General features: G+C 64.1%; 22 protein-coding genes. 10 read left to right on the plus strand and 12 right to left on the minus strand.

The genetic code is table 11. The annotated features are described in order from the left end of the window. A partial coding sequence (locus tag GXP34_12615) for a GNAT family N-acetyltransferase (GenBank protein ID NOY56808.1) occupies positions 1 to 185 on the plus strand: 185 nt, incomplete at its 5' end. A 36-nt stretch (positions 186 to 221) separates the two neighbouring features. Here the strand turns inward: GXP34_12615 and GXP34_12620 are convergent. Both GXP34_12620 and GXP34_12625 read right to left on the minus strand, forming a co-directional pair. Further along, positions 222 to 590 carry a hypothetical protein gene (locus GXP34_12620; protein ID NOY56809.1) on the minus strand — a complete coding sequence of 123 codons (369 nt, stop codon included), beginning with the start codon at positions 588 to 590 and terminating at the stop codon, positions 222 to 224. Continuing rightward, a complete protein-coding gene (locus GXP34_12625; GenBank protein NOY56810.1) occupies positions 587 to 901 on the minus strand; it encodes a hypothetical protein in 315 nt (104 codons plus the stop codon). Before GXP34_12625 ends, GXP34_12620 begins: the two co-directional genes overlap by 4 nt. Positions 902 to 927: 26 nt before the next feature. Here GXP34_12625 and GXP34_12630 point away from each other — a divergent pair, with 26 nt between their 5' ends. Both GXP34_12630 and GXP34_12635 read left to right on the plus strand, forming a co-directional pair. Further along, complete coding sequence (locus GXP34_12630; GenBank protein ID NOY56811.1) at positions 928 to 1,428, plus strand: CPBP family intramembrane metalloprotease; 501 nt, start codon at positions 928 to 930, stop codon at positions 1,426 to 1,428. Beyond that, positions 1,425 to 2,126: a DUF4386 domain-containing protein gene (locus GXP34_12635; GenBank protein NOY56812.1), complete on the plus strand. Its 702-nt coding sequence runs from the start codon at positions 1,425 to 1,427 to the stop codon at positions 2,124 to 2,126. The genes GXP34_12630 and GXP34_12635 overlap by 4 nt, the downstream gene beginning before the upstream one ends. A gap of 344 nt (positions 2,127 to 2,470) precedes the next feature. Here the strand turns inward: GXP34_12635 and GXP34_12640 are convergent, their stop codons facing one another. Together GXP34_12640 and GXP34_12645 are read right to left on the minus strand one after the other, a co-directional pair. Beyond that, positions 2,471 to 3,148 (minus strand): transglutaminase domain-containing protein, encoded by a 678-nt coding sequence (locus tag GXP34_12640; protein ID NOY56813.1) that lies wholly within the window; start codon positions 3,146 to 3,148, stop codon positions 2,471 to 2,473. Positions 3,149 to 3,368: 220 nt separating this feature from the next. Further along, entirely contained in the window at positions 3,369 to 3,611 is a 243-nt protein-coding gene (locus tag GXP34_12645; GenBank protein NOY56814.1) for a hypothetical protein, read from the minus strand. On the opposite strand from GXP34_12645, the gene GXP34_12650 reads away from it, so the two are divergent. From GXP34_12650 to GXP34_12675, 6 genes are all read left to right on the plus strand, one after another. After that, positions 3,601 to 5,277, plus strand: a complete 1,677-nt coding sequence (locus GXP34_12650) for an amidohydrolase family protein (GenBank protein ID NOY56815.1) — start codon at positions 3,601 to 3,603, stop codon at positions 5,275 to 5,277. The genes GXP34_12645 and GXP34_12650 overlap by 11 nt on opposite strands. Next, the gene (locus GXP34_12655; GenBank protein NOY56816.1) at positions 5,232 to 5,699 is read left to right on the plus strand and encodes a PaaI family thioesterase; all 468 of its coding nucleotides are present in this window, start codon (positions 5,232 to 5,234) and stop codon (positions 5,697 to 5,699) included. The genes GXP34_12650 and GXP34_12655 overlap by 46 nt, the downstream gene beginning before the upstream one ends. Before the next feature lie 207 nt (positions 5,700 to 5,906). Continuing rightward, the gene (locus tag GXP34_12660; GenBank protein NOY56817.1) at positions 5,907 to 6,338 is read left to right on the plus strand and encodes a hypothetical protein; all 432 of its coding nucleotides are present in this window, start codon (positions 5,907 to 5,909) and stop codon (positions 6,336 to 6,338) included. Further along, positions 6,335 to 6,868, plus strand: coding sequence for an RES family NAD+ phosphorylase (locus tag GXP34_12665; protein ID NOY56818.1), 534 nt, complete (start codon positions 6,335 to 6,337; stop codon positions 6,866 to 6,868). The genes GXP34_12660 and GXP34_12665 overlap by 4 nt, the downstream gene beginning before the upstream one ends. Before the next feature lie 106 nt (positions 6,869 to 6,974). After that, positions 6,975 to 7,259 (plus strand): hypothetical protein, encoded by a 285-nt coding sequence (locus GXP34_12670; protein NOY56819.1) that lies wholly within the window; start codon positions 6,975 to 6,977, stop codon positions 7,257 to 7,259. Positions 7,260 to 7,747: 488 nt separating this feature from the next. Then, the gene (locus GXP34_12675; GenBank protein ID NOY56820.1) at positions 7,748 to 8,095 is read left to right on the plus strand and encodes a hypothetical protein; all 348 of its coding nucleotides are present in this window, start codon (positions 7,748 to 7,750) and stop codon (positions 8,093 to 8,095) included. 75 nt (positions 8,096 to 8,170) lie between these two features. On the opposite strand, the gene GXP34_12680 is transcribed toward GXP34_12675, so the two are convergent. Together GXP34_12680 and GXP34_12685 are read right to left on the minus strand one after the other, a co-directional pair. Further along, positions 8,171 to 9,751: a citramalate synthase gene (locus GXP34_12680; protein NOY56821.1), complete on the minus strand. Its 1,581-nt coding sequence runs from the start codon at positions 9,749 to 9,751 to the stop codon at positions 8,171 to 8,173. Between the two features lie 634 nt (positions 9,752 to 10,385). Then, positions 10,386 to 11,129, minus strand: coding sequence for a class I SAM-dependent methyltransferase (locus tag GXP34_12685; GenBank protein ID NOY56822.1), 744 nt, complete (start codon positions 11,127 to 11,129; stop codon positions 10,386 to 10,388). Positions 11,130 to 11,775: 646 nt separating this feature from the next. Between GXP34_12685 and GXP34_12690 the strand changes: the two genes are divergently transcribed. Then, positions 11,776 to 13,194 (plus strand): ammonium transporter, encoded by a 1,419-nt coding sequence (locus GXP34_12690; protein NOY56823.1) that lies wholly within the window; start codon positions 11,776 to 11,778, stop codon positions 13,192 to 13,194. 838 nt (positions 13,195 to 14,032) lie between these two features. On the opposite strand, the gene GXP34_12695 is transcribed toward GXP34_12690, so the two are convergent. The 6 genes from GXP34_12695 to GXP34_12720 form a co-directional block, all read right to left on the minus strand. Continuing rightward, on the minus strand, positions 14,033 to 14,797 hold the full coding sequence (locus tag GXP34_12695) for a beta-phosphoglucomutase family hydrolase (protein ID NOY56824.1): 765 nt from the start codon (positions 14,795 to 14,797) through the stop codon (positions 14,033 to 14,035). Between the two features lie 45 nt (positions 14,798 to 14,842). Continuing rightward, on the minus strand, positions 14,843 to 15,703 hold the full coding sequence (locus GXP34_12700) for a carbohydrate ABC transporter permease (protein NOY56825.1): 861 nt from the start codon (positions 15,701 to 15,703) through the stop codon (positions 14,843 to 14,845). A 13-nt stretch (positions 15,704 to 15,716) separates the two neighbouring features. Then, the gene (locus GXP34_12705) at positions 15,717 to 16,799 is read right to left on the minus strand and encodes a sugar ABC transporter permease (GenBank protein ID NOY56826.1); all 1,083 of its coding nucleotides are present in this window, start codon (positions 16,797 to 16,799) and stop codon (positions 15,717 to 15,719) included. A 65-nt stretch (positions 16,800 to 16,864) separates the two neighbouring features. Then, on the minus strand, positions 16,865 to 18,214 hold the full coding sequence (locus GXP34_12710) for an ABC transporter substrate-binding protein (protein NOY56827.1): 1,350 nt from the start codon (positions 18,212 to 18,214) through the stop codon (positions 16,865 to 16,867). Positions 18,215 to 18,265: 51 nt separating this feature from the next. Next, positions 18,266 to 20,407 carry a glycoside hydrolase family 65 protein gene (locus tag GXP34_12715; GenBank protein NOY56828.1) on the minus strand — a complete coding sequence of 714 codons (2,142 nt, stop codon included), beginning with the start codon at positions 20,405 to 20,407 and terminating at the stop codon, positions 18,266 to 18,268. Further along, positions 20,407 to 21,429, minus strand: a complete 1,023-nt coding sequence (locus tag GXP34_12720) for a LacI family transcriptional regulator (GenBank protein NOY56829.1) — start codon at positions 21,427 to 21,429, stop codon at positions 20,407 to 20,409. Before GXP34_12720 ends, GXP34_12715 begins: the two co-directional genes overlap by 1 nt. Between the last annotated feature and the right edge of the window lie 239 nt (positions 21,430 to 21,668).

Here is a 21,668-nt window from a genome sequence, read left to right on the forward strand (position 1 = left end):
GCTGGGCGCTCAGCGAACCTGAGGTGTATCGGGTGTGGGCGTACGTCAATGTCGGGAACGTGGTGTCGCAGCGGGTTCTCGAGAAGGCCGGCATGGTCCGGGAGGGTGTCCTGCACCGGTGGGCACCGCATCCGAATGTGTCTGCTGAGCCGTCGGATGCCTACATGTACGCCAAGTGGCGGTGAGTTCCTCGCCCGTCTGGTTCGGCGACTTGGCCGGCCTCACGACTCGACATCGAGAACGCCGGACTCGAGAACTCCTGTCAGTGCGATTTGCCGGTCGGTCCAGGACACGCCCCGTTCCGACTGCAGTCCGTTCACGGTGGCGAGATCCAATCCCCGGACCTCGATCGATGCGCCTCCGCATTGCGGCGGGAACGACTCGAGCAGAACTTCACACAGACGCACCACGTCACCGTCTGCCACCAGGAGCCCGACGACAGATTGGTTTCCAGAAGCCGACTGGGCCTCCGTGACCGTGAGGGGACCGGAATCCCCACACGCGGCGACGGCGAGCGACAGCGCGATGGCTACGAGCATCCATCGTGTCCTTCTCAGCACATTCTCTTTGACATGCCTCTTGTGTTTCACGTTGCCTCCTCAACCTCCCCTTGGTGGTGATCGCGTACCCTTCGGCGACCGGCGCCGATCGACGCGTGTCCGCAGCCGGCCCGGCCCCAGATGCACGGCACGGCGGCGGTACCGATGGGGGCGATGAACCCGATACCGTCGACGGCCTCGGCATCTGGCACCATGTCGAGCAGCAGACCAAGCCAATTCGCCGCCGGCATCGCTGCTGCGAACATCACGAAGTTGCGTGTGGTCGTTCCAGCGATGTCACTCGTAATCGTCGTTCGTGCCTCGGCCACCGATTGCTCCTGCTGTGTATGGCTTCTTGTCACATCTCCTCCTCAGGCCTGATCGCCGTGTGGGGTGCCTCATCAGACATGGGTACCTGGTTCCCCGGCTCGACGCCAAGGAGGGTGTCGGCCGGTGGATCAATCACCTCGTGGTCGGCCTCATATGGGGGATGTGGCATCTCCCATACGTGGCGGTGTTCTGGGACTACACCGACGAGAGCTTGGCGACCCTGCTGCCACGCATCCTGTTGGGCACTGTCATTGTCGCCGTCGTCTACGGCGAGATCCGCCTTGCGGCCGGTTCGGTGTGGCCCGCCGTCCTGATGCACGCGATGGGTAATGCCGTTGTCGGGGGACTGCTGGCCGATGAAGTCCTCGCAGTCAGCAGCGTGAGACCCATCGTGTTCAGCCCCGGCGCAGACGGATTGTTCGTCATCGGGCTGACCGCCGTCGTGGCGTCGGCCGTGGTGGTGGCTACCCGCAGGTCGGATACCGACGGCGGTCGCCGGACGGCCCCCGGCGACGTCGGGAAGACGAATCGACACAGGGATGAAAGGAACAGAACATGAGAGATCGAACTACCGCAAGGGTTGTTGGCGTCCTGTTCATCGTGGCTTCGGTTGCGGCCGTCGTGGGTGGCACGCTCCTCCTGCCATCGGTGGGCGTGAACTACCTCGTCGAGGCTGCCGACCACGAGATCCAGGTGGTGTCCGGAGCGTCCCTCGAAGTGGTTCAGGCCATGGCAGTCATCGGCATCGCAGTGATGCTCTTCCCGGTGCTCAAGCGTCGCAATGAAGGGCTGGCTCTCGGCTTCGTTGGTGCGCGGACCGTTGAGGGAGTGCTCACTCTCGCCGGCACCGTCAGCGCGCTGGCGATCCTCACCTCGAGCCAGAGCTACGGGCAACCAGGAGTCGCCGGTGCTGAACCGCTGGGCGATACGTTGGTTGCGGCTCGCGAATGGAGCTACCGGCTTGGGCCGATGCTCATGTTCGGTGTGAGCGCGCTGATCCTCTACACGCTGCTGTACCGGGCGGAGCTCGTTCCCGCCTGGCTGTCGATATGGGGATTCGCCGGAGGTGCACTGCTTCAGGTGCGCACCGTGCTCGAGATGTACGGCCGAGAGTTCTCACCGGCGATGCAGGGACTCTTCGCAGCTCCGATAGGCCTCAACGAGATGGTCCTCGCCGTCTGGCTGATCGTCAAGGGATTCAAGGCGACTGCATCGACTGCCGAGCCCGAACGGCAACCGGCTGTGGTCGGCGGCTGAGCAGGAAGACGTCGACGGCGGGGTGACCACGGCCCGGCGAGTCCGCCATGCTTGCGAGGCCGCCGGCCGAAGGCCCTCTTGGACCCGACCTCGGTGATTCCATGGCGGGCGGGGAGGTCGGCGTGCAGCCGGCGGGTCGCTCATAGCCCGAAGGTCACGGGAGAAGGCCCTGGCCGGAGCGATTGTCGACCGGGGCCTCTACCGTTGTCGAGGGTTGTCCTGCCGACGGTTCCAAAGGCCGGTTGTGCGGTTCGAGTCCATCGTGTCGGCGAACGAGATCCGTGGTCGCTGTACGGCCCACGGGTTACGGGTGAACCGATCGATCCGGCAGGATCGTCCGGTGCCTACCGACGGATATCGTCGATCGCGGCGTTGATTGGCGCGACGCCGCGTCGCCCCATGAGTTTGAACATGGTGTTGAACGAGACGCCGAGCACACGGTTGCGGTAACGCCGGTCCGCGAAGAACGCGTCGATATCCTCGATGCGGCCGTGGTCTTCGATCATCATGTCCGGATCGAACTGTGAGAACGCGTCGGTGGATCCATCCCACTCGTTGACAGAGTCCACCCGGACCCCGTAGCCGAGCCGGCGGCCCTCGGCGGCGAGGCGTTCCTGGGCGCCGACCAGCAGAGGCGTGTCGATGATATAGGTATCGACCGATCGCCACACCCCTTCGATCTGCACTTCGAGATAGGAGTGTGAGATCTCTCTCGGGATCATCCAGTACCGGCCGGCCGGGATGGCGCCCCGGAGGATGTCCTTGGGGAGTACGACGAAATGCTGGTGCGTCTCGTACCCCGCGGATCGCAGCACGGCCGCCATGAGGCGGGTTTTGGGGATGCAGTGGCCGACGCCGAAGGCGAGCGTGTATTCGGGGTCGCCGGCGTCGAACAGGTCGTTGAATCCGAACTTGACATGTTCTCGGACGTAGTCGTGCAGGGCGACGGCGTTGTCACGTTCGGACGCAGACGGGTCGACGATCTGCTCGACGATGCCCTCGACGGTGGATGTGACGGTCATGGTCTCGCTCCTCTCCGCACACGGTGCACAGGAGCCATCTCAGAGGACGAACACGACCCCGGCTGAGGCGGGACACGGCCTGTGTGTGCATCGTCGTGGGTGCTTCTGCTCCAGACTACGCGTCTGGCCGGCTATGAAGTGCACGTTCCTTTCGGCACCTTCCACACACTTCGGCTCGGGGATCGAGGTCCGGCGAGGGCAGGAGAAGCCAGGCCCCCTGTCAAGTGGGCGACAGGGTGAGGTACGGCGTAACCCGCTCGTGGTCGTCGAGCGCCTCCAGCCGGTAGGCTCTGGCGAGAATGAAGTGGGGGATCAGGCTCATATTGGGGCTCGCCTTCGTCGCCGCTGCGTGCCAAGGCTCGTCCACTTCGTCCACGGCCACCACGATCACCACATCGACGGCCGTGCCTCTCTCCACCACGACCACGAGCACCGCACCGGCGACCACGACCGTGACGACCACCACCACGACCGTACATCCAGAGCCGGTCGATCTCATCTTGACCGGTGGCCCGATCGTCACCATGGATCCCGAACTCGGCACCCAGGAGGCCATCGCCATCGATGGCGACCATATCGTCGCGGTCGGGACGGCCGACGATATGGTCCGATACGAGGGTCCCGACACGACGGTCGTCGACCTGAAGGGACGTGCCGTCCAGCCCGGCTTCGTCGATCCCCACACCCACATCCTCACCGACATGGGCGGCATCGAAGCCGGACAATCCCTCGCCCTCGCCAACGGCATCACATCACTCGCCGATGCTTCGGTCGAGCCTGGCGTCACCGAGGTCTTCATCGAAGCATCACGCGCCGGAAGGCTGCGGGTGCGTACGACCTTGTACCTCATTCGCACCAACGTGTGCGGGGAGGATCTCGGACGGTGGTACGAGGCATACGAGCCCGGACAGGAGGTCGCGGACCGTGTCCGCATCGGTGGGGTCAAGATCTTCTCCGACGGTGGCGCCTGCCGGGCCCTCGCCACGAGCGAGCCCATTCTCGAGGGATACGACTCGACCGACCTGTACTTCGACGCGGCGACCCTCGCCGACATGATCGGGGCTGCGGACGCCGCCGGCTACCAGGTCATCGTCCACGCGCAGGGCGATGTCGCCATCGCCGCGGTCCAGGATGCCTACGCCGCGGTTCTCGACGGTGGACCCAACGTTCTCCGCCATCGGATCGACCACAACGCCATCCAGACCGACGCCACGATCCGGCGCTACGGGGAGCTCGGCCTCGTAACGGTGCTGTTCGGCTCGTCGGAGGCATGCCGTGCCGAGCTGGCCTGGACCGACTTCTATAAAGAGCACGGAGACCGTCCCGGCGACATCATCGCCGCCAACCCCGGGCTGATCGTTGCATGGCACGGTGACGATCCTTGGATGACCCCGATCAGCCCGATCGGCGAGTACTTCAGCCTCGTGACGAGAGGTCGGGTCGACGAGGACGGGACCGTCTGCCCGCCGGCCGATTGGATGCAGGGCGCCGAGGTCGCACGTGACCAGGCCCTCGAGATGATGACCATCGACGCCGCCTACGCAATCGGACAGGACGACGTCGTCGGGTCGCTGACCCCCGGGAAGTTCGCCGACCTCGTCATCCTCACCGGCGACCTCCTCACCGTTCCCACCGATTCCATCCCCGACGTCCAGTTCCTGGCGACGATCATCGGCGGAGTCACCGAGTACTGCCTCCGCGGCGCGGAGGACGTATGTCCCGGGGTCGAGCCGCAGGCGGGCCCCACGGCGACGGCATCGGCGAGCCGGGCAGGCAAGGGACCGGAGCTCGTGTTCGACGGCAGTGTCGATGGCGAGTCGTTCTGGTCGTCGGGAGCCGACCCTCCACAGTGGATCATGGTCGATCTCCCCACCTCCGGCACGGTCACCGAGATCCGCTTCGTGGTCTACCAGAACCCGCCGAGCGACACGGTGCACGAACTCGAAGTCCGGGTCGACGGCGAGTGGAGCCTCGTGGAGACCTTCCAGGGATTCACGACTACCGGCGACATCCTCACGTGGCGGCCGGCGAGTCCCATGGAGAACGTGTCGGCGTTCCGCATGACGACCATCGAGAGCCTGTCGTGGCCGGAGTGGGCAGAGATCGAGGTCGACACCACCGACGGCTGAGCCGGCTTCGGCTCGCTCCGACTCCTGCAAGGCTCCCGAGCATCGATCCGCCGTTCCGACCGGAACTGAGCCGACAACATGGCTGTTTCCAAGCCGGGGAAACTGCCACCAGTGCCGACACCGCCGCCCGATACGCGGCGCTTTCCCTCCATCCCGGCGGTACCGGCGTGCTCACCACCGAGTTCAAGGTCAATCTGCTCAATCCGGCCAAGGGTGAACAGCGTGTGGAGCGCGGCCGGGTCATCGAGCCGGGACGGACGCTGACCGTGTACCGGGCCGACGTATACGGGATCGGGGACGGTGGTGGGACGCATGTCGCCACCGCGGTCATGTCGATGATCTGTCTGGGGGGTCTGCAGGATCGAGAGGAGAACCGGAGCGCGGCGACCGCGACGTGTCGCGGAGCCGTCTCTCCCCGGTAATGCGACCAAGAGCAACGTTCCCTGCGGACGCGGCGACGGGGCAAGTCCCAAGGTCGCGTTGGCGTCGCAGGGGCGATCGGGGTGACGCAGTGACCGGTCAGGGGACCCATGTGCGGCCGCCGGCTATCTGCCTCTTGCACGGGCCCGACGTGCGAAGCGAACATACAGACGGTTGACGAAAGGCTGCGCTTGACATATGGTTGCACCATGACAATTACCGACCTCTCTCCGTCCGATGCCGCCGAGCGGATCCTCGCCGAGGCCGACGAAGTCTGGGCACGTCGCTTCGTCGATGCGTTCGACCGCCGTCTCCGCACCGAGCCCCTCGAACGTTTCATCGAACTGTGGGACTTGTCACGGTCGGCTGCCGCCCGGATCTTCGGTGTGTCGCGCCAGGCGTTCGCCAAATGGCTGACATCGGGCCCGCCGGCGAGTCGAGCCGTCTCGATTGCCGACCTGGCCGCGGCGACCGACCTCCTCGACCGTTATGTGAAGCGGGAGCGTATCCCTGCCGTGGTTCGACGGCAGGCGCCGGCTCTCGGAGGCCGCTCCCTCCTCGAGCTCGCCGAGACCGAGGGAACACGCGAGGTGCTCGAAGCGGTGCGGGCCATGTTCGACCTGCGTCGCGTCCAACCGTGATCGTGGAACGTCTCCGAGACGGCCATCGCTGGCTTCGAGTTGCCGACGAACATTGGGACGACCCGCTCGATCCCACCTTTGCCCAGGTCCATGGAGGCCGATGGAACCCGCCGCACTCGTTTCCTGTCCTCTACCTCAACGAGGACATCGATACTGCCCGGGCGCAGATCCGACACCTCCTGGCCGGCCAGCCGGTCGGTCCCGAGGATCTCGATCCACCGTATGTGCTCGTCACGGCAACACTCCCTCGTTCTCAGCTCGTCGCCGATGCCGTGACCGACGAGGGCCTCATCGAACTGGGTGTCCCTGTGACCTATCCGGTGGAGAATGGCATGCCGGTCCCCTGGAAGCGCTGCCGGCCGGTCGGTGTCGAGGTGCACGATGCCGGTCTGCGGGGTGTGCACTGTCGTTCGGCGGCGACATCGGATGGATCCGGACGCGAGCTGGCCTGGTTTCCGGCGAGGCCGGCGTCGAGAGCCCGACCTGTTGGCGACCCGGTTCCGTTCAGGGAGTGGTGGGGGAGCGAGTAGCCCACGACGCCATTCCCGACACCGCCCGACCGTCCGGCCCGCGAAGGCCGCGCTCGTTGCGTACCTGGAAGTGAGATGGGTTCGACGAGGGGCTTCGATACGCTCCTTGCCCCTCCCGGAGCCAGGACCTCCTCAGCAACGCGCCAGGGCATGGCGGGGCTTTGAGCCTGACGCCGAGACCGTGCCGATCGACCCGAATCTCGGCATGACCACTGCCCGGCGCCTCGACCTGAACTCCTCCTGGCGCCAGTTGTCGCTACTCGAGGATCTCCCTGTCCAGGTCATCGAGGAACTCGACCTGGTGCCGTTCACCGCGATCGTGTGTCGTTCACGCGACCTCGCGTCGACGATCTGCGCACCCGGCCCTCGCACGGCCGCCGGGATCGTCTGACCGTTCCAGGGCACACGGGTGCGACCTTTGGAGAGATCGACGGCACGCTCTGCCGCACGGGCAGCAGCGGACTCATCGGATGGGCCGGGCCGCCAACCGGCCGTATCGATCTCGCCATCGCCAGGACCGTGTCAAGCGCCCCAGCCCTCTCCCGAGACCCGCGAAGCCGGCTCGATGCCGAGCATGAGGTCCTCTCCGACATCGACAAGGGGACGCTCCGTATCATCGGCGTCGAACAAGCTGAAGCTCTCGCCGACCAATTCGGTGGCGAGATTCCCCGGGTCTCGAAGACGGCGAAGGGCATGAACCCGGTACCTGACCTTGGCAACTCGGGCCCGGGTCGAAGGGCAGGCCGGCGAAGGACGCGGTCGCAGTTTGCGATGTCAGCGACTCGCCTCGTCGGATTCGGAGATGGGTGTCGTCGAGTGAGGTCTGAGCCGAGGCTCTCAGTCCTCAACCGGAGACGCATGTCAGCCGATGCTGAAGGCATGAAGCTCAAGTGTGTTGTCTTACTGTTGGCCATGGTGATGGCCGCTTGCTCGACAACAACGTCCACTCCGACGACCTTCGGAGTCGACGGTGCGCCACAACTGCTCAAGAACACCTTCCTGAGCGTGACTCGCCAGGCTGCCACTTTGGCCGGTTACGACGCGACGAACGACCAATGGATGGAGTTCGCACGCGAGGTGTGCAGCTCCGGTTTCGACAGCTCGAAAGACCTGGCGGACTTCGCAGATGAGAAGGCCGGTGCCAAAGCCAACCAGGACATCCGGCAGATGTGGTCGACGGCTGCCAAGGCGGCCACGAGCGCGTTCTGTCCCATCGGGGGAGTGTGAGGCATGCGCGTCCCGTCGAGAGCCGAACCGTGGAAACGGTTGCGGTGCGACCATAAGCGATCGGCTCGAGGGAGGTCAGGTCCCGGGAAGGCTGGACTCCCGCCGTCGCAGTAGCCCGACGAGCAGGCCCTCGGTGAGCGCATCCCACGAGGCTTCGATGACGTTCTCGTGTACGCCGATCGTTCCCCAGGTATCGTCTCCGTCGGATGTTTCGAGGAGTACTCGCACCATCGCTTCGGTTCCATAGGAGGAATCGAGCACTCGCACCCGATAGTCGGTCAGCCGGAGCCGGTCCAGGTCCGGATAGGCGGTTCTCAGTGCAGCCCGGAGCGCCTGATCCAATGCATGCACCGGACCCACCCCCTCTCCGGTGGTGACGACCCGCCGGCCGTCGACCACGACTTTCACGGTGGCCTCGGCGACGATCTCCTCGTCGGCCCGCCGATCGATGAACACGCGGAAGGATTCCAGCTCGAAGAAGCCCTGTTTCCACCCGAGCGCCCTGCGCATGAGCAGTTCGAAGGATCCGTCGGCCGCTTCGAAGTAATAGCCCTTGTGTTCGAGGTCCTTGACTTGTTCGAGGATGTGTGCGGCCGTTTCGGCGTCGACCTCGAGACCAAGATTCCTGGCCTCGGTGAGGACGCTCGCCCGGCCGGCCAGCTCCGAAACGACCATGCGGGTGCGGTTCCCGACCCGGGACGGGTCCTCGTGCTCGTACGCGTCGGACCGGCGGGCCAGGGCCGACGTGTGGAGCCCGGCTTTATGCGTGAAGGCGGAAGTCCCGATGTAGGGATGGTGGGGATCGAGGGAGATGTTGACGATTTCGGCAATGTGATGCGCTACGGGGCCGAGGAGTTCCAGCCTCCCTTCGGGAAGCACCGAGAGGCCCATCTTGAGGGCGAGGTCGGGGATGAGCGTCGAGAGGTCGGCATTGCCGGTCCGTTCCCCGTAACCGTTGATGCAACCTTGGACCTGTCGGACACCGGCATCGACCGCCATCAGGGAACTGGCCACGGCGCATCCGATGTCATCGTGGAAGTGGACGCCCAGCGGGCTCTCTGGGAGAGCCTCCTGTATCCGGTCGATCGTGCGCAAGACCGCAGAGGGGAGGGTCCCACCGTTGGTGTCACACAGCACCAACCGTTCTGCCCCGGCTGCTGCGGCCGCCTGCAGCACCCGGAGCGAGAACTCCGGATTGGCCCGGAAACCGTCGAAGAAATGTTCCGCATCGAAGAACACCCGCCGGTCATGATTGCGCAGGTACTCGATCGACTCGGTGACCATGCGTACGCCCTCGTCGAGATCGGTTCGGAGTACTTCACGCACGTGGTAATCCGACGACTTGCCGACGATGCAGATGACCTCGGTTTCGGCGGCGAGCAGCGCCTGTAGCTGAGGATCGTCGGCTACGGTGCCCCGTGATCGCCGGGTCGACCCGAAGGCCACCAGCGTCGCCGTTGCGAAATCCAGCTCGTTCCGTGCCCGGCGGAAGAACTCGTCGTCTTTGGGGTTGGCGCCCGGCCACCCACCCTCCACGTAGTCGACTCCCAACTCGTCGAGCAAGGAGGCGATCCGCAGTTTGTCGCCGACGGTCAGCGAGATGCCTTCCTGCTGAGAGCCGTCTCGCAGTGTCGTGTCATAGATCTCGGTCTTCATGGTGAACTCCTGGGCATCAGAAAACCCTCCGCCGGGCGAAGGGTTGGGCGCACACGATCAGTCGTATGCGCTAATCGATAATGATGGTGTTGGTCGGCTGGAACATCTGGTGGGCAGTATGGCGGATCGGATCCGGGCCGTCAACAGTCACGGAGATCCTCGGCCCTCGTTCAAAGGCGTGGAGATCGGCTCACGGCTCGAGGACGGCTCGGGAGTCGTAGGCGCCGGCCGCAGTGCGCCTGGTCACGATCCGGATCTTCGTCACCTCCACGGACGGCTTCGGTGTTCTCGCCACGATTCCCCTCCAGGTCGAATCCCAACATTGACCTGTCTCAAGAATGTCGACACATCGCACGGACGTCATGCCGCCAGAACGATCGCTGTGGAAGGGTGTCGGCGATCTCCCCGGAATGAACATCCTCGGAATGGAAAACGACCTTCATCGACTCGATTGACATGCTCTTGAGATGTTCCCAGAGAGCTCGGCAGCCAGGGCGGCCAACCTGAAGCTCGAAGGTCGCCCTGCATGCAGCCTCGGCGAACTTTTCTTCGCCTGCCGTCTTCGCCACGACAACCTGGTCCACCAGTCGACAAGCGCCACCGCGCCCGCTCCCCACCCGATCAACCTCCGCCGTCAGCGAGTCCGGTAGTGGATTCGAAGCTTCCACTTGATTGAACTGATGTCGTTGGCAAGCAGGTACTCGATGGCCCTCTGTCCGTAGATGAATCCATACGTCGCTACCGCTTCTTGGACCGACTCATACTCGGCAACGACGTCGACATCGTCGTAGTGAAAGCCCAGGATCTGCGTCATCAGAGTATTGATACGGTCTGACTCGTCGGGACCGTCTATTGGCGGCCAGACGACCTCCGTGAGTTCGCCGGCACCCCAGTGTGGAGCGCTGCCCACGACAAGGATGTGTCCGCCTGGTTTCACCGTCCCGAGCGCGTCGGCCACGAATCGCTCGGCCAGCTCCTGACCCTCCTGTCCTGCATCCACGAACCAAAAGGGGAATCCAAAGATGCTCACGATGGCGTCGATCGAGTCGGGCCGAAGAGGCAGGGCCTCTGCGATGCCATCGACAAACGCGACGTTGCGTAGTCCGTACGACCGAACTTTCCCGATGGCAACATCCCGCATGGGCTTCCAGGGTTCCAGGCCAACCACGAATCGCGCGTGCCTGGCCAACTCGAAAGTGGAGCATCCCGTTCCGGACCCTACGTCGGCCAACACCTTGTTCCGCAGATCGAACCGCTCGTCCAAGGCAGCGACGGCCGGAAGTGTTGTGCGAGCGAAACGGTCATAGACGTCTGGGTATTCCAGGTAGAGACGATCCCAGTCGCCTTCAAGAGACGGAAAGTCGCGGTTCTCGCACATCCTGCACCTCCTCACTTCCCGGCGACTCTCTCCACCCATCAGGCACGTCGCGCCAAGGAAGGCCACATCCGAATCGCACCATTGCCGCCGTCCAAGAGTGATAAGAGCGTTCCGGAGATTCGGGTCGGCGGAGCATCGCTCGCTCTTCCCCCGGTCCTCGAACTCCCTGGACTGGAAGTTCTCACCCGTTGGGTGCGTTCAGCTCCTCACGGGCTGCGGCCCTGAGTTCGGCGAGCATGGTACCTATCCGGCGGAACGCGCGAGCACTGGTCCCATGCGCGAGTTCGCCGGCGGTGCGCGCCCGGGGTCCGCGGATCGGAACCTTGTGGCCACCCAAGGTCACCGAGCCTGTCACACGGCCGGCTCTGGACGGAGGACCGTCACCTCAGTTTCTACGAACTCTGGGACAAGCTCCCCCCGGAGGGAAACCCCGTGACACGCGACAGCCGGGCCTGTCGGTCAACGCCCAACACCGCGTCGGCTCCCAACCCTCGCACCCGGATGGAGGCCGGCATCGCCGTAACCGATTCGTAACAAGCTGGTCGCAAGCCGGTAACGGCACCGCAATCGGTACGGAACAAGGGCCGTCTTAGATGGCTCTGCATGGGCGGATCGCCGGTCTGTGCGTGAGGGAGGAGATCAATACATGAAGCCCCTGTTCAAATCGTGGTTGCACCAGAGACGCTTGTGGGTCGCGCTGGTTCTTTTGTTGATCGGGCTTGTCCCGGCCGGAGTTGCCCGTGCGGCCGATCCGACCGGATCCTCGATCATCGACGTGCAAGGCGCCCCGGGGATCGCGGCGGTAGTCGCGGTCAACTATGCATGGACGCTGATCGCAGCGTTCCTGGTCTTCTTCATGCAGGCGGGTTTCGCGCTGCTGGAGGCAGGGTCGACACGGATGCGGAACGCCGGCTCGGTGTTCATGAAGAACTTCATCGACTTCTGCATGTGCGGTCTCGCATTCTGGGCGTTCGGTTTCGCTCTCATGTTCGGGGGCTCCGCGTTGGTGTCGGGGCTCGGTGACGGCAACGCGTTCGTCGGGTTTTCGGGCTTCTTCCTGAGTGGCGAGGCGAACGACGTCGGAACGGCGGCTTTCTGGTTCTTCCAGATGGTGTTCGCGGCAACCGCGGCCACCATCGTGTCCGGTGCGATGGCCGAGCGAACAAGGCTCGACGCGTACATGGCCTACAGCTTCCTCATCTCCGCGTTGATCTACCCGATCTACGGCCATTGGGTGTGGGGCGGCGGATGGCTCGCCACATTGCCGTTCGGCGCCGGCGCGAAGGACTTTGCCGGATCAGGTGTCGTCCACGCCGTCGGTGGGATCGCCGCGCTGGTCGGGGCGCTGATGGTGGGTCCAAGACGTGGAAAGTTCGATTCCGACGGGCGACCTCGGTCGATCCCGGGACACAACATGGGCTACGTCGTCATCGGGGCGATGATCCTGTTCTTCGGCTGGTTCGGTTTCAACCCCGGCAGCACCCTCGCGGCCACGGACCTCCGCATCTCGGTCATCGCGGTGAACACGTTCCTGGCGGGGATCAGTGGAGCGATCGTCGCCTACTACATCCGTCTGGTTCGGACGGGGAAGGCCGACATCCCGGTGACCGTCAGTGGCGCCATCGGCGGCCTCGTGGCGATCACCGCCCCGGTTGCCTACGTGGATTCATGGGCGGCAGTCGTCATCGGTGGGATCGCCGGCGCACTCGTGATCGGCGTTGCCGGGTTCCTGGAGCGGCGGCTGCATCTCGACGATCCCGTGTGGGCGGTCGCCTGCCACGGCGGTGCAGGCTTGTGGGGGCTCATCGCCGTCGGCATCTTCGCAAACGGTGTCTATGGCGGGGTCTCCGGGCTCATCGTCGGCGACAAGAGCCAGATCATCGCCCAGCTCATCAGCGTTGTGGCCGTGGTCCTCTGGACGGCCGTCACCTCCGCCATCGTCTTCGGTCTCATCAAGGTGGGGATCGGGCTCAGGGTCTCGGAAGCCGACGAGATCACCGGCATCGACGCCACCGAGTTCACGCAGATGGGCTACGTGATGGACGACATGGCAGACCCGTCGTGACGTGGCCGGCCCGGCCACACATCTGGGAGGGATCAATGACCGTTCGAGTACTCAGAGCCAAGAAAGGGACATGAATATGGAAGTAGTTGCTGCCGTCGGAGCCTTTGTCACACTGTTCACCGCCTTCGTGGTGGTCCCGCGACGACTCGTTCGACGGGAAGAGGACGACTGAAGCAGGCATAACTCCCACAACAGCCGGAGGCCTGCGACGAGTTATCGCTCAGCGGCAGCGGTAGCGGCCTTCTCCGGCATCCCCGCCTGCGGGATGCCGGTCTGTCGCGTTCGGATTGACTGTCATCTCATCAAAGAGGTGGTGGCAGGCGTGCCGCATCGGTCACGGGCATGAGGCGTTCCGGGTCCCGCACTCGACGCTCCCCACCACATCTCTGACAGGTTCTCGGGCGTCGGGCCGATTAATGGACGCGTGAGGACCCGTTCCGTCCTCGTGCGGACTTGTGCGTCACGCAGGTCGTGTTGGATGGACTCGTCGAGGGGGGCCTCCTGCAGGGCATCGTTGTGATCGCCTCATCGCCGGATTGGTCAACCGAAAGGATCGACGGGCGGTTGTAGCGGACGTAACGAACGGCTTCGATTCGTCCTTGTGCTGGTCACCGCTTCGGGCTGCAGCATGCGGCAGGGGGTTGCGTGGCCGGTCTTGCCGTATCTGATCCGGTGTTGCGGGTCCGCGGGCCGAGTAGTGGGGCATGGAGGAACGGGACGAACCGTCGAGCGACGCCCATGTCGAAGCACTCGTGGCAGTCGGCCAAGATTGCGGTCCGAACCGATGTGAGATTCTTGCCTTGGACATCGTCGAGTGGACTGCAACACCATGGCCGGCTCAGGCTTCGACGGATACGGCCGCAAGGTCGGTGACCACGACATCCGCCCCGGCTGCCCGCAGCCCGGCCGCGTTGTCATGGCGAGCCACCCCGATCACAAGGCCGAAGCCGCCGGTGCGGCCGGCGGCGACCCCTGAGATGGCATCCTCGACGACCACTGCCCGCTCGGGATCCACTCCGAGATCCTCGACCGCAGCGAGGAAAACTGCCGGCGATGGCTTGCCCGCCAGCCCTCGTTGCGCGGCGACCTCTCCGTCGACGATCACGTCGAAGACGTCGTGGACGCCTGCGGCGTCGAGAACGATGCGGGCGTTCCGGCTGGATGTGATCAATCCGGTGCGGAGACCTGCCTGGCGAAACGCGTCGAGGAGACGCAGCGTCGACGCGTACGCGTCGGCCCCTTGTTCGGCGATGTGGGAGAGGAACTCGGCGTTCTTTCGGTTGCCCAGTCCGCACACCGTGTCGGCATGTGGCGGGTCGGAGGGTGATCCCTCGGCGATCGTGATCTCACGCGAGGCAAGAAAGCTGCGCACGCCGTCGTATCGCGGCTTGCCGTCCACGTATTGAAGGTAGTCGGCCGACGCGTCGAACGGTTTGGCGTCAGGTCCGACATGGCGCACGAGGAACTCGTCGAACATGCTCTTCCACGCTTCGGTGTGGGCTCTCGTCGTATCTGTGACCACGCCGTCCATATCGAGCACGACTGCATCGAACTCGGCGGCCCGGATAACGACCGTCTCCTCGCTCGTGTCTCGTCTAGCCATGAGGCGCACTGCAGGAATGGGAGTGTGTTGTCAGATGTGCGATGTTCATCCCTTCGTCCCCGAGGTTGCGAGGCCCTGTACGAAATACCGCTGGAAGATGAAGAAGATGATGGCGATCGGGAGCGTAGCGAGCATCGTGCCGGCGAGGATGGTGTTCCACGGCTGGGCCTGCCCAAAGGCTGCCCGGATGTTCGCAAGCCCGAGCGGCAGTGTCTGAAGGTCCGGATTCCCCGGCACGGCGATCAGCGGGTGCATGAAGTCGTTCCACACACCCGCCGTCGACAGGATGGTCAGAGCGATGAGGGCCGGCGCAGCCAGGGGCAATGCCACTTTCGTGAAGATCTGCCAGGTCGTCGCTCCATCGATGGCCGCCGCCTCGAGCATCTCGTCCGGAAGTTGTTCGAAGAACTGTTTCATGAGAAAGATGCCAAACGCGTCGAACATCAATGGCAGGATCAGGCCGGCATAGGTATTGAGTATCCCGAGTTCCTTCATGATGAGGAATTTCGGAATCAGCAGCACGACGCCGGGTACGGCAAGAACCACGATCACAAAGCCGAAGACCGCTCGTCTGCCCCGGAACCGCATCTTCGCCAACGCGAATCCGGCGATCGAGTCGAAGAACAACCTGCCGGCTACGACCGAGACGGTGACGACGACAGAGTTGAACGCCCATCTCGGCAGTCGAACGTTGCTCGTGTTGAGCCCGCGGATCCCGTCGAGTGTCCAGCCGTATTTCGGATCGGCCCACAGCCGGACCGGATTCTGCTGAATGTCCGGCAACGTCTTGAACGAAGTGACGATCGTGAGCACGAAGGGCAGGATGAACACGAGGGCGAAGAACACGAGAGCCGCGTACCCCAAGAAACGCTTCACGGATGCCTTCGTGATCTTGTCGCGTGCCATTGCGACCGTCATCTCACAACTCCCCGCTCGACTTGATGATGCAGCGCTGCAGGAAGGCGAAGATCATGATGACTCCGAACAGAAGGATCGCGATCGCCGCGCCCAGGCCGGCCTCGGAATTGCGGAAGGACTGGAAGTAGATCCAGAAGGCCGGCGTAATGGTGGTCTTTCGGGGTCCTCCGAAGTTGGTGGCGAATATCTGATCGAACACCTGCCAGGTGCCGATGAGACCCAGCATGACCACGAAGTAGATCGTCGGGCGCATCATCGGGATGGTGACTCGCCAGAACATCTGAAACGGACCGGCACCGTCAACCGTCGCGGCCTCTTCGACCGATGGTGGGATGCTCTGCAGCCCTGCGAGGAAGATGAGCATCATGGTGCCGGTGGTGGTCCAGGTGACGAGCATCATGATGGCGAACATCGCCACGCTGGGGCCGGCGAACCAGTCCCAGAGGGTGAGCCCCATGAATTCGATGCCGGCGGCCCACGCGGGTGGTTGATGCACCCCGATCACGCCGAGAGCGTTGTGGATCAGTCCGTTTGCATTGTCGAGCCAGTTGATGTTGCCGAACGGCAGAACGGCATTGATCGCTCCTTGCGTCTGGAACATGAAGACGAAGATCAGTGTCACGGCGATGGAACTCGTGATGGAGGGAAAGTAGTAGGCGGTTCGGAAGAAGCCTTTCCCCTTCAGGGCGGTCTTGTTGAGAATGACGGCGATGACGAGTGCAAGGGTCGTCTGCATGGGGACGACCCCGATCACGTAGTAGAAGTTGTTGCGAATCGACCGAGCGAAATCCGTTTGACGAATCCCGGCCTCGAAGAGCAGCTTGCTGTAGTTCTCGAACCCGATGTAGGGAGTGTCGAACGGCGAAACGAAGCCGTTCCAGTCACGGAAGCTCACCCAGACCGTGAGGAGGATCGGGATCGCCACGAACAGGATGAGACCGAACACGACAGGTCCGGTGAAGATCCAACCGAGGGCGTTTTCGCTCCGGGAAGCAGACCGTGTGCGGGACCGCCTGCGAGGCAGCAGGGGACGGTTTCGACGTGGCCTGTCGATCTCGGTCGACGCTTCGTCCTTGGCGACCATCCCTGGGGCTCCTTCTGTGAAAACCCGAAGGGGGGTCGCCCTGTGGGCGACCCCCCTTCCTTCGGTCAGTGGAGAACGTCCTCCCCTGCCTGCGTGACCTTTGTGATGAGGTCGTCGACAGAAGCCGTCCCGTCAACGATTCCTTCGGCGTTCTCGTTGAACACGCCGACCACGTCGTTGAAGCCGGGAACGAAGCCCCAGCGATGTGCGTACGCGGAACCGGCAACGAACGCATTCAGGTCAGGATGCGAAGCGATCCAGTCGGCAGACACGGACTTCCGGGCCGGCATCACGTTGAACGCATTCGTCCAGGCAAGCGACCCCTTTGCATTGGTCAAGTACTCGACGAACGCCCATGAGGCGTCGGGGTTCTTGGCATCTTTGGCAACACCGTAGCAAACGGTGAATGCGAACGTGCCCATTCCCGCAGGGCCGGCCGGGAGCTCCGCAACGGCGAAGTTCTTGTCCGGGAAGGCATCTTGCAGGTAGCCGACGATCCAGTTGCCCTCGATCGTCATGGCTGCCTTGCCTTGCCCGAAGGCCTCACCGGCCCATCCGGCATCGACGGCCTGGGGCTTGATGAAAGACCCGGCCGCATACTGGTCGGCGACGAACTGGAGGGCAGTTCGCGCGGCATCATTGTCCAGTGTGATCTTGGTTACGGCGTCGTCGGTGAGAGCCGCTCCGGCTTGGAACAGGAACACGGCCCAGCGCGGGTACTCGACTCCCATGGTGAGCCCGGCCTGCGCGTCGCCGGCCGCTATCGCTGCGACGTCACCGGTGGTGAGTGTGGCGGCCGCGGCCTCGAGTTCGTCCCACGTCGTCGGCACATCGACACCGGCTGCTGCCAGTGCGTCTGGGTCGTACACGAGGGCGAGGGTCGAGAAGTCCTTCGGGGGGCAGTACCACGTGCCGTTGAACGTGAATGCGTTACGCAACGACGGGTAGATGTCGTCCGGATCGCTCAACGCTCCATCCGGCACGGGAGCCAACACACCGGCATCGGCAAGGTCCGGCAGCTTGAAGCTGTCCACGTAGAACACGTCGGGTGGAGCGCCCGAGGCCAACGCCGCCTGAAGTGCGACATCGAACTCCGCTTGCGCCTGGAACTCGGCGTTCGCTCCGGTGTCGGCCGAGAACTGAGCGACGAGATCCGACAGCGCGGAGTTCTCCGCATCAGACGACGACCAGCCCCATAGGGTGAGATCAACACCCTCGAGGGCAGGCGTCGGTGTTGCCTCCGTCGTCGAGGAAGTCTCAGACACGGCGGCAGTCGTGGTCGTCGCCTGCGTCGTCGAAGAGGCCCCAGACCCGTCGGCAGTCGTTGTCGTCACCTCGCTTTCGCTAGTGGTGCTGCACGCCGTGGCCATCAGGGCCAAGACGAGCAGGAATATGATCCATTTGGATCGCTTCATGCCATTTCTCCTCTCCTTATCCACCTCGGTGGCTTCCACCGCGGCGGCGGGTTACTCCGGCCGAGAACCCTGTGTGAGCAGTCGCTCGTGGCGTACGTTCTGATGCATGAATGAGAAACCCAGTGAATCCCAGTGATCGGGCAGTCGAGCGGACGTCGCAGGTGAGCCGCCATCGAGATGCAACCCACCGAACCCGAACAGGGCGGCCTGCAGGACTCCACCCTGTGTCGCGGCATGGATGCCCTGAGTGCCGTGGACCATGGCATCGTCGTGATCGATCGCGACCGCCCGGACGAAGTACTCATATGCGGTCTCAGGCCGACCGATCCGTGATGCCACCAGTGAGTGCATGGCCAGGCTGAGGGACGATCCGTGATCGGTGATGGGGGCGTAGAAGTCGAAGGCGGCCGCGAGGGCACCGGGAACGGTGCCGTGTTCGTCGAGAAGCGCAAGTGCCATGAGCACGTCTGCCTGCTTGACCAACTGGATCTCCTGTGCCCGCTTGTCGCCGAACAGTTCGTACAGGGACTGCCTGCTCGGATGGAACGCCGCGACGTCCACCACGTCCAGGTTGAAGAAGCCCTCATGCTCCTCCCATACGCCCCCTTCGTCCTTTCGAAGCACGATGAGGTCTGCCAGATCTCCGTACCGGGCCAGGTCGTCGCCTTTGATCGACAGAGCCTGGAGCAGCTTCCGTGAACTCACGGGATCGGTGTCATCGAGCCAGGCGGCTGCGACGGCCGCCTGCCGAAGCTGCCATGCCGCCATTGCGTTCGTGAAGAAGGAGTCGTTGACGTGCTCGTGGTACTCGTTGGGACCGATCACGTTGCGGATATGGGCACCGTCCGATCCGATCTCGAGCCGACTTGCCCAGTACTTGGCGCCGTCGAGGACCATCTCGGTCCCGTACCGCGCCATGAACGCGTCGTCACCCGACCACCGGTGATAGTGATCGGTGGCCCAGGCAACGCAGGCCGTGATGTGCTCTTCGAGCTCACCGGTCCAGATACGAATCCGTTCCCCGTCCTCTTTTCGACCCCACTTGGGAGTGACTTCGTCGCCGGTGTCGGCGGCTTCCCACGCATAGAACGCTCCCTGGCGTCCCAACCGGGCTGCCTTCTGTCGGGCGCTGGGGAGACCTCTATGCCGGTACCGCAGATGCGTGGCCGCCAGATCGGGTTGAGAGATCGTGAGGTACGGCACCACGTATATGTCTGTGTCCCAGAACACATGATGGCGGTAGCCATATCCAGAAAGCAGACGGGCCCCGATGCTGCCCCGAGTGTCCTGGGGTGGCGCGGCTGCGATGAGATGGAATGCAGCAAACCGAAGTGCACGTTCGGCTTCGGGATCGCCCCCGACGTCGATCCGGCTGGTCTCCCATCGTCGCGACCAGTGGGGGATCGAGGCCGCAACCACGGTGTCGAAGCCGGCATCGAGTGCCGCCACTGCGCGGTTCGGCCGGCCCGGGACCGTGTAGCGGGCCATCTTGGTGAGCGTGCGGGAGGCACCTGGCTCCAGCGTGAACGTTCCCCGGAACCTGGGATGCGAAGCGTCATGCACCAGGGCGAGAGCATCCAAGCCGGACAGCCGGCATTGAACGGTGAGGTCATGTGCGCCGTCGACACTTCGAGCTGACAGCGACAGCGATCGGGCGTCGATCCGATCCCATCCGGTTGCATCCCAGAGGGCCCCGAAGGGGCCGGCCACGGAGGCATCGATTCCCGTCTCGATGGTGATCGTCACCGGCTCCGTCAGCGCCGTGAAGGTCACGTCGAGCGCCACGAGGCCCGGATCCTCCATGGAGGCCGTGCGGCGGAAGATGGCTTTCACGACTCCGGTTTCGGCGCCCTTCCAGACCACGGTGCGGGTCACGACGCCGGTCCGCATGTCGAGGCGCCGTTCGAACCCGGCAGGAGGACGACGGTCGAGCCGGAACGGCTCACCATCAACCGTGATGATGATCCCCGTCCAATCGGGTACGGCGCCGAGCACCGGCAGGTCCCCTGGAGGAGTCACGAACAGACCGTGAATGAATGTGGCAGGCTCCTGCCCCTCGAACCCCTCTTCGAACGTGCCGACCGTGCCAAGGTACCCGTTGCCGACGGTGAAGAGGGGGGCTCGCCAGGGCGCCATCTCGGGTACGAGGCGATCGTCGACGTACTCCCATGTGGACGCCCGGTAGTGCAACATCAGCGATCCGCTTGCCTGGCCGGATTGGTGCTGGCACGTATGACGAGTTCGGGTGCCAAGGTTCCCGAGCGAGGTGCCGCACCGGCGGTCTCGTCGAGACGCTCGACCAGCATCTCTACGACCAGTTCACCGACCGATTCCATCGGCTGGCGGATGCTGCTGAGCGGCGGAGCGGAAAAGGCCGCACTCGGGATATCGTCGAAGCCGACCACCGCCACATCACTGCCGACCTCCAGACCGGCGTCACGGATCGCGCTCATCGCTCCGAGCGCAAGGGCGTCTTGCACTGCAACGACCGCAGTCGGAGGCCTGTCGAGGCGCAGGAGGTGCTCCATCGCCTCGATGCCTGGCACAACTCCGTTCTCGACGCGCACGGTGAGTTCGTCACGGACGGCGATCCCTGCGTCTTCCAGACCAAGGCGGTATCCGGCTGCCCGTTCGTCACCGGTGATGGATCCTTCCGGCCACCCGATCAGGGCGATGTCGTGATGGCCCACCTCAACGAGGTGGGCGACCGCCTGTCGCACCCCCGCGCGCCCATCCACATCGACCCACGGGTGCTCGTCGGGAGTGTCGGTGCGGCCGAACGTAACGAAGGGAAACCTGACGTCGAGGAGGTACGTGATCCGGTCGTCGTTGCGGCCGGTACCCGATATCACGAAGCCGTCGACGGCACCGCGGCGAATCATTTCCCGGTAGGCATCGACCTGGGTCTGGCCAGGTCTCGGCGTGAACAGCACAATGTCGAGATCCGCTCTTCCGGCCCGCTCGACCATACGGTGGAGGAAAACGTCCAGAGCGAACCCGTCGGTCACTCCTGGTATCTCATACCCGATCGAGAACGTGCGCTGCTGCTGGAGGGCTCTGGCTGCGCGGCTGGGTTCATATCCCAGCTGCGCAATCACGGCGGTGACGCGTTCACGTGTGTCTGGCGCTACGACATCCGGAGAATTCAACACGTTGGAGACCGTGGCAGCAGATACTCCGGCTGCTCTGCCGACGTCCTTGATCGTGACTCGCATAGTGTCCTTGAAACGTTTTAGGTGGTACTTGAAACGTTTTAGTCGACAATTGCCACAGTGTCAAACAGGTTCTTCGGGAACGAGAGGGGTCCGGTGATCCGCGGGATGCGACGGGGACCCCGCCAATCCGATGGTGTGCTACGCCTTCAAGACGGAGGACGTCCGTCTGTGGAAACGACCCTCGTCCGCGTGGGCGGGCTGCTCGTCGGCCGGCCGCCGGCGGTGTGCCGGGTGTTGAC

This window comes from Actinomycetota bacterium, assembly GCA_013152275.1.
Classification (GTDB): Bacteria; Actinomycetota; Acidimicrobiia; order Spongiisociales; family UBA4744; genus BMS3Bbin01.

Coding starts and splice junctions, on each gene's coding strand:
- GXP34_12700 (NOY56825.1), bottom strand. CDS start 15,703: ATGGCACGCGACAAGATCACGAAGGCATCCGTGAAGCGTTTCTTGGGG.
- GXP34_12690 (NOY56823.1), top strand. CDS start 11,776: ATGAAGCCCCTGTTCAAATCGTGGTTGCACCAGAGACGCTTGTGGGTC.
- GXP34_12720 (NOY56829.1), bottom strand. CDS start 21,429: ATGCGAGTCACGATCAAGGACGTCGGCAGAGCAGCCGGAGTATCTGCT.
- GXP34_12680 (NOY56821.1), bottom strand. CDS start 9,751: ATGAAGACCGAGATCTATGACACGACACTGCGAGACGGCTCTCAGCAG.
- GXP34_12685 (NOY56822.1), bottom strand. CDS start 11,129: ATGTGCGAGAACCGCGACTTTCCGTCTCTTGAAGGCGACTGGGATCGT.
- GXP34_12635 (NOY56812.1), top strand. CDS start 1,425: ATGAGAGATCGAACTACCGCAAGGGTTGTTGGCGTCCTGTTCATCGTG.
- GXP34_12660 (NOY56817.1), top strand. CDS start 5,907: ATGACAATTACCGACCTCTCTCCGTCCGATGCCGCCGAGCGGATCCTC.
- GXP34_12640 (NOY56813.1), bottom strand. CDS start 3,148: ATGACCGTCACATCCACCGTCGAGGGCATCGTCGAGCAGATCGTCGAC.
- GXP34_12705 (NOY56826.1), bottom strand. CDS start 16,799: ATGGTCGCCAAGGACGAAGCGTCGACCGAGATCGACAGGCCACGTCGA.
- GXP34_12675 (NOY56820.1), top strand. CDS start 7,748: ATGAAGCTCAAGTGTGTTGTCTTACTGTTGGCCATGGTGATGGCCGCT.
- GXP34_12710 (NOY56827.1), bottom strand. CDS start 18,214: ATGAAGCGATCCAAATGGATCATATTCCTGCTCGTCTTGGCCCTGATG.
- GXP34_12715 (NOY56828.1), bottom strand. CDS start 20,407: ATGTTGCACTACCGGGCGTCCACATGGGAGTACGTCGACGATCGCCTC.
- GXP34_12695 (NOY56824.1), bottom strand. CDS start 14,797: ATGGCTAGACGAGACACGAGCGAGGAGACGGTCGTTATCCGGGCCGCC.